Origin of the sequence: Cupriavidus necator, from assembly GCF_016127575.1 — a bacterium.
In the GTDB taxonomy this organism is placed as follows: Bacteria; Pseudomonadota; Gammaproteobacteria; order Burkholderiales; family Burkholderiaceae; genus Cupriavidus; species Cupriavidus necator_D.
On sequence record NZ_CP066019.1, the window covers coordinates 1,868,746 to 1,883,259 of the forward strand.

11 protein-coding genes are annotated in these 14,514 nt (G+C 65.3%); 1 reads left to right on the forward strand and 10 read right to left on the reverse strand.

All coding sequences use genetic code 11. The annotated features are described in order from the left end of the window. Positions 1-63: 63 nt before the first annotated feature. The 10 genes from I6H87_RS27410 to I6H87_RS27455 form a co-directional block, all read right to left on the reverse strand. The gene (locus tag I6H87_RS27410; RefSeq protein WP_011617422.1) at positions 64-501 is read right to left on the reverse strand and encodes a PAS domain-containing protein; all 438 of its coding nucleotides are present in this window, start codon (positions 499-501) and stop codon (positions 64-66) included. Between the two features lie 155 nt (positions 502-656). Further along, positions 657-1,907, reverse strand: coding sequence for a formyl-CoA transferase (gene frc / locus I6H87_RS27415; protein WP_010810215.1), 1,251 nt, complete (start codon positions 1,905-1,907; stop codon positions 657-659). A gap of 42 nt (positions 1,908-1,949) precedes the next feature. Next, positions 1,950-3,689, reverse strand: a complete 1,740-nt coding sequence (gene oxc / locus I6H87_RS27420) for an oxalyl-CoA decarboxylase (RefSeq protein ID WP_010810216.1) — start codon at positions 3,687-3,689, stop codon at positions 1,950-1,952. Between the two features lie 585 nt (positions 3,690-4,274). After that, positions 4,275-5,618 carry an oxalate/formate MFS antiporter gene (gene oxlT, locus I6H87_RS27425; protein ID WP_011617423.1) on the reverse strand — a complete coding sequence of 448 codons (1,344 nt, stop codon included), beginning with the start codon at positions 5,616-5,618 and terminating at the stop codon, positions 4,275-4,277. Positions 5,619-5,962: 344 nt separating this feature from the next. Next, a complete protein-coding gene (pntB, locus tag I6H87_RS27430; protein ID WP_010810218.1) occupies positions 5,963-7,360 on the reverse strand; it encodes a Re/Si-specific NAD(P)(+) transhydrogenase subunit beta in 1,398 nt (465 codons plus the stop codon). 16 nt (positions 7,361-7,376) lie between these two features. Next, complete coding sequence (locus tag I6H87_RS27435; protein ID WP_011617424.1) at positions 7,377-8,939, reverse strand: Re/Si-specific NAD(P)(+) transhydrogenase subunit alpha; 1,563 nt, start codon at positions 8,937-8,939, stop codon at positions 7,377-7,379. Positions 8,940-8,976: 37 nt separating this feature from the next. Then, complete coding sequence (locus I6H87_RS27440; RefSeq protein ID WP_011617425.1) at positions 8,977-9,759, reverse strand: fumarylacetoacetate hydrolase family protein; 783 nt, start codon at positions 9,757-9,759, stop codon at positions 8,977-8,979. 137 nt (positions 9,760-9,896) lie between these two features. Continuing rightward, the gene (frc, locus tag I6H87_RS27445; protein WP_011617426.1) at positions 9,897-11,129 is read right to left on the reverse strand and encodes a formyl-CoA transferase; all 1,233 of its coding nucleotides are present in this window, start codon (positions 11,127-11,129) and stop codon (positions 9,897-9,899) included. Positions 11,130-11,487: 358 nt separating this feature from the next. Continuing rightward, positions 11,488-12,207: a GntR family transcriptional regulator gene (locus tag I6H87_RS27450; protein WP_011617427.1), complete on the reverse strand. Its 720-nt coding sequence runs from the start codon at positions 12,205-12,207 to the stop codon at positions 11,488-11,490. 276 nt (positions 12,208-12,483) lie between these two features. Next, on the reverse strand, positions 12,484-13,461 hold the full coding sequence (locus I6H87_RS27455) for a 2-dehydropantoate 2-reductase (protein WP_011617428.1): 978 nt from the start codon (positions 13,459-13,461) through the stop codon (positions 12,484-12,486). A gap of 206 nt (positions 13,462-13,667) precedes the next feature. On the opposite strand from I6H87_RS27455, the gene I6H87_RS27460 reads away from it, so the two are divergent. Beyond that, the gene (locus I6H87_RS27460) at positions 13,668-14,420 is read left to right on the forward strand and encodes a TerC family protein (protein WP_010810224.1); all 753 of its coding nucleotides are present in this window, start codon (positions 13,668-13,670) and stop codon (positions 14,418-14,420) included. Positions 14,421-14,514: the final 94 nt, after the last annotated feature.

Consider the following 14,514-nt stretch of genomic DNA (forward strand, 5'->3'; position numbering starts at 1 on the left):
AGGCCTGGCCACCGGGCCGACGCGCTGCGCGGCTGGTCCGGGATCACGGAAATGGCACGCGCCTCAGGCCTGTTCCTTGACCTGGTTTTCCAGCTCCACCAGCCGCTTCTTCAGCGCCCGCTCCTCCTGGAAGCGCACGGTCTCGTCGCGGATCACGGCGACGATGCCGGTGATGGCGCCCGCATCATCCTTGAGCAGCGCCACGGTGAAGGCGATCGACATGGCCTTGCCGTCCTTGTCGACCGCGGGCACCTTGAGCAGGTCGTGGCCGTAGCGCGTGATGCCGGTCGCCATGGTCTTGCCGTAGCCCTCCCAGTGCCGCCCGCGCAGGCGCTCAGGGATGATCAGGTCGAGCGACTTGCCCATGGCCTCGGCCTGGGTAAAGCCGAACATGCGCTCGGCGGCGGGATTCCATAGCGTGATGGCGCCCTTGGCGTCGGAGATGATGATGGCGTCGCCGATGGCGGACACCAGTTGCGCGTAATCGATCTGGTCTGTCATGGGGATTCCCTCGTTATTCCCAGGGCCGGTCGGCGCCAGCCTGTCATGGCCATCAAGGTAGCGTGCCACATGGCCACGCTGCAAGCAAAAACGCCGGGGCCCGCTATGCGCGAGACCCCGGCGTACACTCCGGCCACAAGTGCCGGCGGGCAGCGTCAGATCACCTGGGACTCGCGCAGGCGCTTGATGTCGTCCGCGCCGTAGCCCAGGCCGGCCAGCACCTCTTCGCTATGCTCGCCCAGCAGTGGCGACCCGGTGATCTCCGGCTTGAGGTCGGAGAACTTGATCGGGCTGCCCACCGTCAGGTAGGTACCGCGCTCCTTGTGCGGCACCTCGGTGATGCTGCCGCTGGCGCGCAGCGACGGATCGGCGGCGATTTCCTTCATCGACAGCACCGGCGAGCACGGGATGTCGAACTTGCGCAGGATGTCCACGGCCTCGTACTTGGTCTTGTCGGCCAGCCATTCCTCGATGGTGTTGAAGATATCGAAGATATGCGGCTGGCGAGCCTTGGCGGTGGCGTAGTTGGGATCGGAAATCCATTCCGGCTTGCCCAGCGCCTTGCAGATCGGCTCCCAGGCATGGCCCTGGATGGTGAAGTAGATATAGGCGTTGGGGTCGGTTTCCCACCCCTTGCACTTCAGCACCCAGCCCGGCTGGCCGCCGCCGCCCGCGTTGCCGCCGCGCGGCACCACGTCGCTGAAGCTGCCGTGCGGATACTGCGGGTACTCCTCCAGGTAGCCCAGGCGGTCCAGGCGCTGCTGGTCGCGCAGCTTGACCCGGCACAGGTTCAGCACCGCATCCTGCATCGACACAGCCACCTTCTGGCCCTTGCCGGTCTTGTCGCGGCCGATCAGCGCGGTGAGGATGCCGATGGCCAGGTGCATGCCGGTGTTGGAATCGCCCAGCGCCGCGGCGGACACCGTCGGCGGGCCATCCCAGAAGCCGGTGGTCGAGGCCGCGCCGCCGGCGCACTGGGCCACGTTCTCGTAGACCTTCAGGTCTTCATAGTGGTGGCCGTCGCTGAAGCCCTTGACCGAAGCCACGATCATCTTCGGGTTCAGTTCGTTGATGCGTTCCCACGAGAACCCCATGCGGTCCAGCGCGCCCGGGCCGAAGTTCTCGACCAGCACGTCCGACTCGCGGATCAGCTGCTCCAGGATCTTCTTGCCTTCCGGCTTCTTGGTATCCAGCGTCAGGCTGCGCTTGTTGCTGTTGAGCATGGTGAAGTACAGGGCATCGACATCCGGGATGTCGCGCAGCTGGGTGCGCGTCACGTCGCCGGAACCGGGGCGCTCGACCTTGATCACGTCCGCACCGAACCACGCGAGAAGCTGCGTGCAGGCGGGACCGGCCTGGACGTGCGTGAAGTCGATGATCTTGATGCCGTTGAGTGGGAGGTTCACTTTCGTTCTCCTATTGGATCAGAGGGGTGAAATTCGGGTGAATTACTTCTTGGCCGAGCTTTGCGGATTCAGATTGGTCAGACGACCGCTTTCCGTGCCAGCAGCCGGATCGATGACAGCGTTGACCAGCGTGGGCTTGCCCGAGCGCAGGGCTTCGTTCACCGCAGCCTCGAGTTCCGCCGGCGTGGTGACGTTGCGGCCGACGCCACCGAACGCTTCCATCATCTTGTCGTAGCGCGCGCCCGGGACGAACGTCGTGACCGCCGGATCCTTGCCGCCGGTCGGATTCACGTCGATGCCCTTGTAGACGCCGTTGTTGTTGAAAATGACGATGCAGACCGGCAGGTTGTAACGGCAGATCGTCTCGACTTCCATGCCCGAGAAACCGAACGCACTGTCACCGCACAGCGCCAGCACCGGCTTGCTGGTCTCGACCGCCGCGGCGACCGCGTAGCCCATGCCCACGCCCATCACGCCCCAGGTGCCTACGTCCAGGCGCTTGCGCGGCTCGTACATGTCGATCACGGCACGGGCGTAGTCCAGCGTGTTGGCGCCTTCGTTGACGAACGAGATGCCCGGGTTGGCCTTGACCACATCCTTCAGCACGTTCAGCGCGCCGTGGAAGTTCATCGGCGAGACATCCTTGGACCTGGCCAGGGTCTCGGCCATCTTCGCCAGGTTCGTGTCCCTGCGGTCGGCCACCGCGTTCAGCCACTCGGCGCCCGGCTTGGCAAAGTCATTGCCGACCTTGTCGAGGATCGCCGACACGCACGAACCAATGTCACCCACTACCGGCGCGGCGATGGCGACGTTGCTGTCCATCTCGGTCGCCGCGATGTCGATCTGGATGAATTGCTTCGGCTTGCCCCAGGTCTTGCCCTTGCCATGCGACAGCAGCCAGTTCAGGCGGGCGCCGACCAGCAACACCACGTCAGCTTCAGCCAGCACATACGAGCGTGCGGCCGAGGCCGATTGCGGATGCGTATCGGGCAGCAGGCCCTTGGCCATCGACATCGGCAGGTACGGAATGCCCGTCTTCTCGACCAGCGTGCGGATATCCGCTTCGGCGCGTGCGTACGCGGCACCCTTGCCCAGCAGGATCAGCGGGCGCTTGGCGCTCTTCAGCAGCGCGACGGCACGGTCGATCGAGTCCGGTGCAGGCAGTTGGCGCGGGGCCGGATCCACCACCTTGATCAGCGACTTGCGGCCCTTCTCGGCTTCCATCGACTGGCCCAGCAGCTTGGCCGGCAGGTCCAGGTACACACCGCCCGGACGGCCCGACACGGCGGCACGAATGGCACGCGCAATCCCGACACCAATGTCTTCAGCGTGCAGCACGCGGAAGGCAGCCTTGGCGTGCGGACGGGCGATGGCCAGCTGGTCCATCTCTTCGTAGTCACCCTGCTGCAAATCGACGATCTCGCGCTCGCTCGAGCCGCTGATCAGGATCATCGGGAAGCAGTTGGTGGTCGCATGCGCCAGCGCCGTCAGCCCGTTCAGGAAGCCCGGCGCAGAAACGGTCAGGCAAACGCCCGGCTTTTGGGTGAGAAAGCCGGCAATCGCTGCTGCGTTGCCTGCGTTCTGCTCGTGACGGAAGCTGATGACGCGCATGCCGTTGGCCTGTGCCAGACGGGCCAGATCGGTGACCGGAATGCCGGGCAGACCGTAGATGTTCTCGATGCCGTTCAGCTTCAGCGCGTCGATGACCAGATGAAAACCATCGGTTTGTGCCTGATGTTCTTCCGTGGCGTGACGCTGCAGTTCGTTTCCGACTTCTGCCATGGTTGATTCCTTCTATACAAATTGACTGGGGTTGGAATTCTTCTAATTCAGGGTGTCTTCCGCGTGGTGCTCCCGACCCGCTTGGCTTCGACGACTTCGGACATGTCTTGGTCTCCTCGTTGAACTCTTTACGGGGCGGGGCACTCTCGCCTTCTCGCCCTTCGCTGTTGCTACCCGTATGCCTTGCGGCGCCCGATCGTTTCACTCGATCTTGATGACATACGGTATGTGATATATCAGAACGAAGCAAGAAGAATTTCCCCTAGCCCTTCAAGTTTCGTGGATGCGGCGCAGCAATTTTGCAGGCAATTACGGCTAAATCAGCGTAATTTCTGAAAGCACGCGATTCATGCGCAATCGGCACAGATTTCCGGGCCATGTCGAAGCCTGGAAATCTCGCCGGGATTACGCATGAAGATATACTACATACCAAAAATTCCAGCGGCTTTATGGCTCTCTGGAACACATTGCCGCGCACTGGCGTCCTCCGCGAACACCAGCGCGCCCACTAATGGGAATGTCCTGCCCCCGCTCCGGAAGCCCGGCAGCCTACGCCAGGCTCCCCCTCTACCGTTCAGCCCGGGATTACTCCCCCTGACGCGGCGAAATGCCAGCCAGGAACGCGGTGTCGGACACGCGCACTGCCTCGGCATGCCCGGTGATAAAGCGCTTGCGCACGGGCGCCAGCAACACCTTGGCCGAGATCCCTGCCGCAATCGTCACCACCGCCGCCACCGAGAACACGGCTCCCCAGCCGCCATGCGCCGACAGGATCGATGCCAGCGGCACCACCATCGCCGCCGTGCCCTTCGCCGTGTACAGGGTGCCGGCATTGGCCGCGGCGAATTTGCTGCCGAAGGTATCGGCGCACAAGGCCGGGAAAATCGAGAAGATCTCGCCCCAGAACAGGAAGGTCAGCGCCGCGAAGAACATGAACCAGTACGGGTTGTGCCCCATCTGCATCAGCCCGAGCAGCGCCAGCCCCTCGCCGACGAAGATCACGAACATGGTGTTCTCGCGCCCGAACTTGTCCGACAGGAAACCGCACAAGGGCCGCGTAAAGCCATTGCACAGGTTGTCGATCGACAAGGTCATGGTCAGCAGCGGCAGCGTCATGCCCAGCATCGTCACCGGCATCGAGGCGAAGCCATAGTCCTTGGCGATGGGCCCGAGCTGCGCCGTCGCCATGATCCCCCCCGCCGCCACCGCGACAAAGCTCACGTAGATCAGCCAGAACACCGGCGTCTTCACCATCTGCCCCGGCGAGAACTCGACCGGGTTGGTCAGTACCGCCTTGGCCGCCACCGCGCCCTTGGGCGGCCTGGGCTTCACCAGCAGCAGTGCCAGCACGAAGATGCACACGCCCTGCAGGATGCCGAAGGTCAGGAAGGCCTTTTCATAGCCCGAGCTCTGGATCATGTTGGCGATGGGGATCACCGTAATGGCCGCGCCCGCGCCGAAACCCGCCGCCGTCAGTCCGGCCGCGAGGCCGCGCTTGTCCGGGAACCACTTCAGCGCGTTGCCGACGCAGGTCCCATAGACACCGCCCGCGCCGATGCCGGCAATCACCGCGGCCGCATACAGTTCCGGCAGCGTGGTCGCATAGGCATTCATCACCCATGCCAGGCCCGCGCAGATCGCCCCGCCCGCCACTACCGGGCGCGGGCCAAACTTGTCCACCAGCCAGCCCTCCAGCGGCACCAGCCAGGTTTCCGTCACGATGAAAATGGAGAATGCCACCTGGATGGCGGACGCGCCCCAGTGATGCTTGGCGTCCATCGGTGACACGAAGAGGGTCCAGCCGTATTGCAAATTCGCCACCAGCCCCATGCACACCACGCCAATTGCAAGCTGGATCCAACGGTTCTGCAGGCCGCGCCCGTTCACGTTGCCGTGACCGGCCGGGGCCGATACTTCAAATTGCGCCATCTGTCTTGTCTCCTGGTACTGTTTGTTTGTGCCTCGACTGGCACAACAGGGCTTTGTGGGTTGCCCTTCTCACAACTAGACCGGCGCCTGGCATTGCGGCACATGAAGTCGTGGATTGATGCTACCTGAAGCTTAATTTGACTAGTCTTAAAGTTTTTTATCGTTTCTATTTGCGATCGTTTATATATCGCGGAGCTGGCATGAATCGCCCGCCGGGCTTCCATAACAGGTTGTCTATGGGCCCATCCAGACAACAAAAGCCACCGCCGCCCCGACAAACGCGGGGCGGCGGTGGCTTCGCGGCCGCCTGAACTGCTCAGCTTGGAGACCTCGACTCGACCAACTCAGGCCGGCGCTTCCTCCAGCTGCCTCAGCAGGGCATCGACACTGCCCTTGGCGTCGCCGAACCACATCCGCGTGTTGTCCTTGTAGAACAACGGGTTGTCCACGCCCGCATAGCCCGCCGCCATGCTGCGCTTGGACACCACCACGGTGCGGGCCTTCCAGACTTCCAGCACCGGCATGCCGGCAATGGGGCTGCCCGGGTCTTCCAGCGCACCGGGGTTGACGATGTCGTTGGCGCCCACCACCAGCACCACGTCGGCCTTCTCGAAGTCGTCGTTGATCTCTTCCATCTCCAGCACGATGTCGTACGGCACGCGCGCCTCGGCCAGCAGCACGTTCATGTGCCCGGGCAGGCGGCCTGCGACCGGGTGGATGCCGAAGCGCACGGTGACGCCCTGCGCCCGCAGCCGCCGCGCGATCTCGCTGATGGTGCCCTGCGCCTGCGCCACCGCCATGCCGTAGCCCGGCACGATGATCACGTCGCTGGCGTCCTTGAGCAGGTTGCCGACTTCCTCGCTGGACACCGGCAGCACCTCGCCCTGCTCGGTCGCCGCGCCCTGTGCCTGCACCGCGCCGAAGCCGCCCAGGATCACCGACAGGAACTTGCGGTTCATCGCCTTGCACATGATGTAGCTGAGGATGGCGCCGCTCGATCCCACCAGCGCCCCGGTGATGATCAGCAGGTCGTTGCCCAGCATGAAGCCGGTGGCCGCCGCGGCCCAGCCGGAGTAGCTGTTGAGCATCGAAACCACCACCGGCATGTCGGCGCCGCCGATGGCCAGCACCAGGTGCGCGCCGACCAGCAGCGCAATCACCGTCATCGCCGCCAGCGGCACCAGCCCCTGCTGCGCGTCGGGCGCGCTCAGGAAGGCATAGCCCAGCCACACGCAAACCAGCAGCGCGATGGCATTCAAGGCATGCCGCCCGGGCAGCAGCATCGGCTTGCCGCCCATGGTGCCCTGCAGCTTCAGGAAGGCGATGATCGAGCCCGTGAACGTGACCGCGCCGATCAGGATGCCAAGGTAGGTTTCCACTTCATGGATGGCCTTCTCCGCGCCGGTCAGCGCATGGCTATCCAGGTAGTTGGCATAACCCACCAGCACCGCGGCCAGGCCGACGAAGCTGTGCAGCACCGCCACCAACTGCGGCATCTGCGTCATTTCCACGCGCCTGGCCAGCATGGCACCGGCGATGCCGCCCACCAGCATCGCGCCGATGATGATGGCGATGCCGTCCGGGCTGCCCGCCAGCACGGTGGTCAGCACCGCGATCACCATGCCGGCGATGCCCAGCAGGTTGCCGCGGCGCGCGGTGCCGGGGTGGCTCAGCCCGCTCAGGCTGAGGATGAAGAGCGCGCTGGCGCCCAGGTAAGCGATATTGCTGATTCCGGATGGCATCCCTGTCTCCCCGTCTCTAGTCCCGCTGGAACATCTTGAGCATGCGCTGCGTCACCAGGAAGCCGCCGGCGATATTGATGGTGGCCAGCAGCACCGCGCTGCCGGCAATCACCGCCGTCAGCAGCGACGGCTTGCCCAGCTGCACCAGCGCGCCCACCACGATGATCCCGCTGATGGCATTGGTCACGCTCATCAGTGGCGTATGCAGCGCGGCGGTGACGTTCCACACCACCTGGTAGCCGACAAAGATCGCCAGCACGAACACCGTGAAATGCGCCATGAAGGCCGGCGGCGCGACCGCGCCCAGGCCCAGCAGCGCCGCCGCCGCGATGGCCAGCGCGATCAGCGTCGCGCCGGTGCGGCTGCGCGGCGGCTCGGCCTCGGCCTGCACCGGCGGCGGCGCGGCCGGCGCCTGCTGCTGCGGGATCGCCACCGTCAGCGGCGGCGGTGGCCAGGTCACCGTGCCCTGGTGCAGCACCGTGGCACCGCGGATCATCTCGTCGTCCATGTCGACCACGAGCTGGCCGTCCTTGCCCGGCGTCAGCTCCGTCAGCAGGTGGCGGATATTGGTGCCATAGAGCTGGCTGGCCTGCGCCGCCATGCGGCTGGGCAGGTCGGTGTAGCCGATGATGGTGACGCCGTGCTGCCGCACCGCCTCGCCCGGAACGGTCAGCACGCAGTTGCCGCCCTGCTCAGCAGCCAGGTCGACCACCACGCTGCCGGCGCGCATCAGGCCCACCGTGCCGGCCTCGAGCAGCTTGGGAGCGGGCCTGCCCGGGATCAGCGCGGTGGTGATGATGATGTCGACCTCGCGCGCCTGTTCGGCAAAGAGACGCATCTCGGCTTCGATAAAGGCCGGGCTCATCTCCTTGGCATAGCCGCCGCTGCCGCTGCCGTCCTCTTCGATCTCGACGGTCAGGAACTCGGCGCCCAGGCTTTCGATCTGCTGGCGCACCACCGGCCGCGTATCGAAGGCGCGCACCACCGCACCCAGGCTGCGCGCCGCGCCGATGGCCGCCAGCCCCGCCACGCCCGCGCCGATCACCAGCACGCGCGCCGGCGGGATCTTGCCCGCGGCCGTGATCTGCCCGGCAAAGGGCCGCCCGAACGCATGCGCGGCTTCGATCACCGCGCGGTAGCCCGCCATATTGGCCATCGAGCTGAGCGCGTCCAGCTTCTGCGCGCGCGAGATGCGCGGCACGCAGTCCATCGCCAGCACGGTTGCGCCGCGCTGCGTCAGCCGCTCCAGCATCGCCATCTGCTGCGCCGGCCAGACAAAGCCGATCAGCGTGGCATGCTTCTTCAGCAGCGCCGCCTCTTCCACGCCCAGGCTGGGATGGACCTGCGGCGGGCGCACCTTGATCACCACATCGACCGAAGCCCACAGGCTGGCCGCGTCGACAATGGCCGCACCGGCGGCGCTGTAGTCAGCGTCGGAGAACGACGCTTCCTGGCCGGCGCCGGTCTCCACCACCACCTGGTAGCCCAGCTTGAGCAGTTCCCTGACCGAGTCGGGCGTGGCGGCAACGCGCCGCTCGCCCGGGTGGACTTCGCGTGGCACACCGATCGTCATTGGCATGGCATTCACCGTTTTATGGAAGGAATCAGGCGCCGGCTCAGCCGCGCACGTGGTTGACCAGCGAGCCGATGCCCGCGATCGCCACCTCGACCACCGCACCGTCCTTCATCGACCCCACGCCGATCGAGGTGCCGCACGCAATCACGTCGCCGGGCATCAGCGTCAGGTCCTGCGAGATCCGGCTGACCTGTTCCTCGGGCGAGAAGACCATGTCCGACAGCGGGTAGTTCTGCCGCTCGACGCCATCGAGCCGCGTGATGACGCTGGCGGCTTTCCAGTTGAAGCCGCAGACAATGGCCGGGCCGATGCAGCCGAAGGTGTCGAAGCCCTTGGCGCGCGTCCACTGCGGGAAGTTGGGGTCGGCCGTGATCAGCTCGGCCGCGGTCACGTCGTTGACGACGGTGTAGCCAAAGATATGCGCGCCGGCCTCGGCCACCGACACATTGCGCGCCTTGCTGCCGATCACGATGCCCAGCTCGCCCTCATAGACGATCTTGCCGTCGTAGCTCTTGGGGCGCAGCACGGCATCGCCCGGCCCGGCCAGCGACGAGGCCGGCTTGAGCAGGAACAGCGGATGCGTGGGCACGGGCTTTTCCAGCTTGCGCGCGAGTGCGTGGAAGTTGTTCCACAGTGCCACCACCTTGCCCGGCGCACAGGGCGCGAGCAGCGTCAGCGACGCGCGCTCATGCACGGCGCCGGTGGGGGCGGGGTCGTTGAAACCGTCGCCGTCATATTCGACGACACGGTTGCCATCGGCTTCGTCGATGCGGCCATGGCCGATGCTGCCGTCAGCGCGGCGAAAGCGTATCCAGGTTTGCACAGCATGCTCCTTGCGCAGGCAAAGCGGGCCCTGCCTGCTCCGATGTCGGTTGCAGGATCTTGGAAGAAATGGGATCGTGGGCGGCTCGCGCCCGGATTCGTCATTCCCGCACAGGCGGGAATGACGTCAGGCTTGCGTCATACCGCGCCGGCCAGCTTCATCGCGGCGATCTGCGCGGGCGAGCGCCCCAGCCACTCGAGAATCTCTTCGGTATGCTCGCCCAGCAGCGGCGAACGCTCGATCTCCACCGGCGATGCCGAGAGCGTGATCGGGCAGCCCAGCTGCACGTAGCTGCCGCGCTGCGGGTGCTCCAGCGCCTTCAGGTAGCCGCGCTGGTACAGCGACTCGTCCTCGATCAGGTCCTTCATCGACAGGATCGGGCCGCACGGAACATCGACCTCGTTGAGCGCCGCCATCACGTCGAACTTGCTGCGGCCACCGGTCCATTTCTCGATCACGGCGAAGCAGTCGGCCAGGTGCTTGAGGCGTGCTTCTGGCGTGGCGTAGTCCGGATTGGTGATCAGGTCCTCGCGCCCGCACAGGCGCATCAGCGGCTCCCAGCCTTGCGGCTGGATGATGACGTAGACATAGTCGTTGGGGCCGCCCGGCGCGCAGCGCAGCGCCGCGCCCGGCTGGCCGCCGCCCGAGGCATTGCCGGCGCGCGGCACGTGGTCGCCGAACTCTTCGTTCGGGTACTCGCGCAGCGGGCCGTTGGCCAGGCGCTGCTGGTCGCGCAGCTTGACGCGGCACAGGTTCAGCACCGCGTCCTGCATCGCCACTTCCACGCGCTGGCCGCGGCCGGTGTGCTCGCGCTGCAGCAGCGCGGCCAGGATGCCGACCACGCAATGCACGCCCGTGCCCGAATCACCGATCTGCGCGCCGGTGACAGTGGGCACGCCCTCGGCATCGCCCGTGGTGGAGGCCGAACCGCCCATGCACTGGGCCACGTTCTCATACGCCTTGCAGTCCGCGTACGGCCCCGGGCCGAAGCCCTTGATCGAGGCATAGACCAGCCGCGGGTTCAGGTCCTGCAGGTGGTCCCAGTCAAAGCCCGCGCGCTCGAGCACGCCCGGCCCGAAGTTCTCGATCAGCACGTCGCTGCGCTGGACCAGGTCTTCGAGCAGCGCCTTGCCTTCGGGCGTCTTCATGTTCAGCGTCAGGCTGCGCTTGTTGCTGTTGAGCATGGTGAAGTACAGGCTGTCGGCATTGGGCACGTCGCGCAGCTGGCTGCGGGTGATGTCCCCGCGGCCGGGCATTTCCACCTTGATCACGTCCGCGCCCAGCCACGCCATCAGCTGCGTGGCCGAGGGGCCCGCCTGGACGTGGGTCATGTCCAGGATGCGAACGCCTTGCAGTGCCTTGGTTTCCATTTCGGATGTCTCCTCGGACGATGGTTTCACTTGTATATGGTCTGTTCCTGGTGCTCGGCGCGTACTCGCTCGCGTCCGTTCCGGCCCTCTTGATGACATACGGTATGTGATATATCAGAAGAGAGCAAGAGGAGTTTGCCCGATGCAACACAAATTTCGACGATGCAATGCAGCAATCGGCCTGCTTTGCTTGCCCGAAGTGGGAAACCCAGTGAAATCCCGAATCAGTCAGCCAGCATCTTTTTCGCATTGATATATCACATACCATAACGCGAAAAGCTCGCGCGTCATCCGGGAACGTACAAAAGCAAAACGGCGGACCAAGGTCCGCCGTTTTGCCGCCCTACCCCGCCCGCCTTCAGTCGAGGAAGTCGCAGTGCCGTTCCACGTAGTCAGCCAGATCCAGCGAATGCTGCCGCACCAGCCGCTCGGCCAGCTCGGTATCGCGTTTCTCCAGCGCCTCGATGATGCGCAGGTGGTCCACGATGGAGCGTGCCGCCCGGTCGCTCTGCGAGATCGTCATCTTCCGGATCGCGCGCACGTGGATAAAGATATTGCGGATCGTGTCCATGATGATGTGCGACTTGGACAGCTGCACGATCGCCTGGTGGAAGGCGATATTGGCGTCGGAATACTCTTCGATATGCTCGGCCGGAGTGGAATCGCGGAAGCTGTCGAACATGCTGCGCAGCTGCGCGATCTCGGCATCGGTGGCGTTCTCGGTGGCCAGCCGCGCGGCCATGCTTTCCAGCGCGGCCCACATCTGGATCATCTCCACGATCTCGCGCTTGGTCTTGCGCATGATGTAGATGCCGCGCCGGGGCACGGTGCGCAGGAAGCCCTCCTGCTCCAGCAGCGTCATGGCTTCGCGGATGGGCGTGCGGCTGACACCCATGGCCTCGCTCAGTACCCGCTCATCGAGGCGGATCTCGTCGCGCGACTGGTAGATGTCAGCGTCGGCGATGGCCTGGCGCAACATGGCGTAGGCCTGGTCGCGCAGGCTCGCGCCGGCATTGATCGGTTGCACGGACAAGGCCAGCCCGTTGGGCTGGACGATGGATTGGCTTTGCGCAGACATGAATGAGCTCGTGTGAGACCAGCGGCAGGGTGGCCGGAATGGCTGCCCCCCGCATTGCCGCACAGCTTAGCAAAAACGCCGGACCCATTACGAAAACGCATCAAACAATGCGTTGTTGTCATGCATCGGCACAGTAGCGGTGCGCGGTCTGTCGTATATGGTATATCACTATCGCCTGCCTTTCTCGCTTCGCAAGCCCGGCCAACGCTACCTTGGCGCGCCTGGCGTGCGCCAGGGGATACCTGACCCGGCGGTATCCCCTGTTCCCAGCCGCGCTCAGGCGGCCAGCTTGGCCATCGTGTCGCGCTGCTTGATCAGACCCAGCACGGCATCGCACATCGGCGTGGGCTGCGCGACCAGACGTCCCATTTCCTGCACCACGGTCAGCAGCGGGTCGATTTCCATGGCCCGCCCGGCCTCCAGGTCCTGCAGCATCGAGGTCTTGTGCGCGCCCACGGCACCGGCGCCGTCGATGCGCCGCTCCACGTCGACGCGGAATTTCACCCCGAAGCGCTCGGCGATGCCCTGCGCCTCAACCATCATCTGGCGCGACAGCGCCCGCGTGGCCGGGTCGGCGGTGATGACGTCGAGCGTGGCATGCGTGAGCGCGCTGATCGGGTTGAAGCACAGGTTGCCCCACAGCTTGAGCCAGATCTCGTCGCGGATATTGTCGCGCACCGGGGCGTCCAGGTCGGCGGCCATCATCATTTCGCTGAGCCGGGTCACGCGCGCCGAGCGGCTGCCATCCGGCTCGCCCAGCGGAAACTTCTTGCCGTAGACGTGCTTGATCACGCCCGGCGCAACGATCTCAGCCGCGGGATAGACCACGCAGCCGATCGCCCGCTCCGGCCCCAGGCCCTTCCATTGGCGCCCGCCGGGATCGACGCTTTCCAGCGTGCTGCCGGCCAAGTCGCCGCCATGCTTGTAGAAATACCAGTACGGAATGCCGTTGACGCCGGTGACGACCGCGGTTTCCGGCCCCAGCAGCGGCTGCATCTGGTCCACCACGCCCGGCACGGAATGCGCCTTGAGGGTGATGAACACATAGTCCTGGTGTCCGAGCTCGCGCGGATCGCTGGTGCAGCGCACCTTGGCCACGCGCTCCTCGCCGTCGATCAGCAGCCTGACACCATGTTCCTGCATTGCCGCGAGATGGGGGCCGCGCGCGACGAAGCTGACCTCCGCCCCCGCGCGCGCCAGCTGCGCCCCGACATAGCCGCCGATCGCGCCTGCGCCGTAGATACACACTTTCATTGCTGTCTCCTTGATGGCTCGATTTGGATCTTTTGATATATCACATACTATATTCCATCGAGGCGCATGGCAACCGCGTAGAACAACCTTTATCTTTCCGGATCACACGGCGCGGGCAAGCGGCGCTGCGCTAACATGACGCCTGCATGTGCCCCGGGCGGACCACCGTCCGGCGCCGAGTTGCAACCTGACACCCGGAGCCCCCCATGGAAGCGTCGTTGGCATTGCTGCAGGACCCCGCCGCGTGGGCGGCACTGGCCACCCTGGTGGCCATGGAAATCGTGCTGGGGATCGACAACCTGATCTTCATCTCGATCCTGACCAACAAGCTGCCTGAAGCCATGCGCGAGAAGGCGCGCAAGGTCGGCATCAGCCTGGCGCTGGTGATGCGCCTGGGCCTGCTGGCCACCATCGCCTTCATCGTCAAGCTCACCGAGCCGGTGTTCACCATCCTGGGCCAGGGGCTGTCGTGGCGCGACATCATCCTGATCGCGGGCGGCGCCTTCCTGGTCTGGAAGGCCACGCGCGAAATCCACCACCACGTCACCGCCGCCGAAGAAGGCGAGGAAGGCGGCACGGCCAAGGCGGTGCAGAGCTTTGCCGCGGCCATCGGCCAGATCCTGGTGCTCGACCTGGTGTTCTCGATCGACAGCATCATCACCGCGGTCGGCATGACCGAGCATGTGCAGATCATGTTCGTGGCGGTGATCGCCGCGGTGATGGCGATGCTGTTCGCGGCCACGCCGCTGGCCAACTTCATCAACCGCAACCCGACCATCGTGATGCTGGCGCTGGCCTTCCTGATGATGATCGGCATGACGCTGATCGCGGAGGGCCTCGGCACCCATGTGCCCAAGGGCTATATCTATACGGCGATGGCGTTCTCGGCCGCGGTCGAGGGGCTGAACATGCTGGCGCGGCAACGGCGCCAGCGGCGCCGGGCCAGCGGGCAGGCCTGATGTGCGGCGGCGGCCGCTTGCAGCCGGGCTGCGGGCGGCCGCCTGTAACAGAGGGTGTCCGAACTTTTCGCGGACGGCGGCGTCTCTTACAGTT

What these genes read in the sequence shown, in the direction of transcription:
- I6H87_RS27410 (WP_011617422.1), bottom strand. Translation starts at nt 501, where the DNA reads ATGACAGACCAGATCGATTACGCGCAACTGGTGTCCGCCATCGGCGAC.
- oxc (WP_010810216.1), bottom strand. Translation starts at nt 3,689, where the DNA reads ATGGCAGAAGTCGGAAACGAACTGCAGCGTCACGCCACGGAAGAACAT.
- oxlT (WP_011617423.1), bottom strand. Translation starts at nt 5,618, where the DNA reads ATGGCGCAATTTGAAGTATCGGCCCCGGCCGGTCACGGCAACGTGAAC.
- pntB (WP_010810218.1), bottom strand. Translation starts at nt 7,360, where the DNA reads ATGCCATCCGGAATCAGCAATATCGCTTACCTGGGCGCCAGCGCGCTC.
- I6H87_RS27435 (WP_011617424.1), bottom strand. Translation starts at nt 8,939, where the DNA reads ATGCCAATGACGATCGGTGTGCCACGCGAAGTCCACCCGGGCGAGCGG.
- frc (WP_011617426.1), bottom strand. Translation starts at nt 11,129, where the DNA reads ATGGAAACCAAGGCACTGCAAGGCGTTCGCATCCTGGACATGACCCAC.
- I6H87_RS27450 (WP_011617427.1), bottom strand. Translation starts at nt 12,207, where the DNA reads ATGTCTGCGCAAAGCCAATCCATCGTCCAGCCCAACGGGCTGGCCTTG.
- I6H87_RS27455 (WP_011617428.1), bottom strand. Translation starts at nt 13,461, where the DNA reads ATGAAAGTGTGTATCTACGGCGCAGGCGCGATCGGCGGCTATGTCGGG.
- I6H87_RS27460 (WP_010810224.1), top strand. Translation starts at nt 13,668, where the DNA reads ATGGAAGCGTCGTTGGCATTGCTGCAGGACCCCGCCGCGTGGGCGGCA.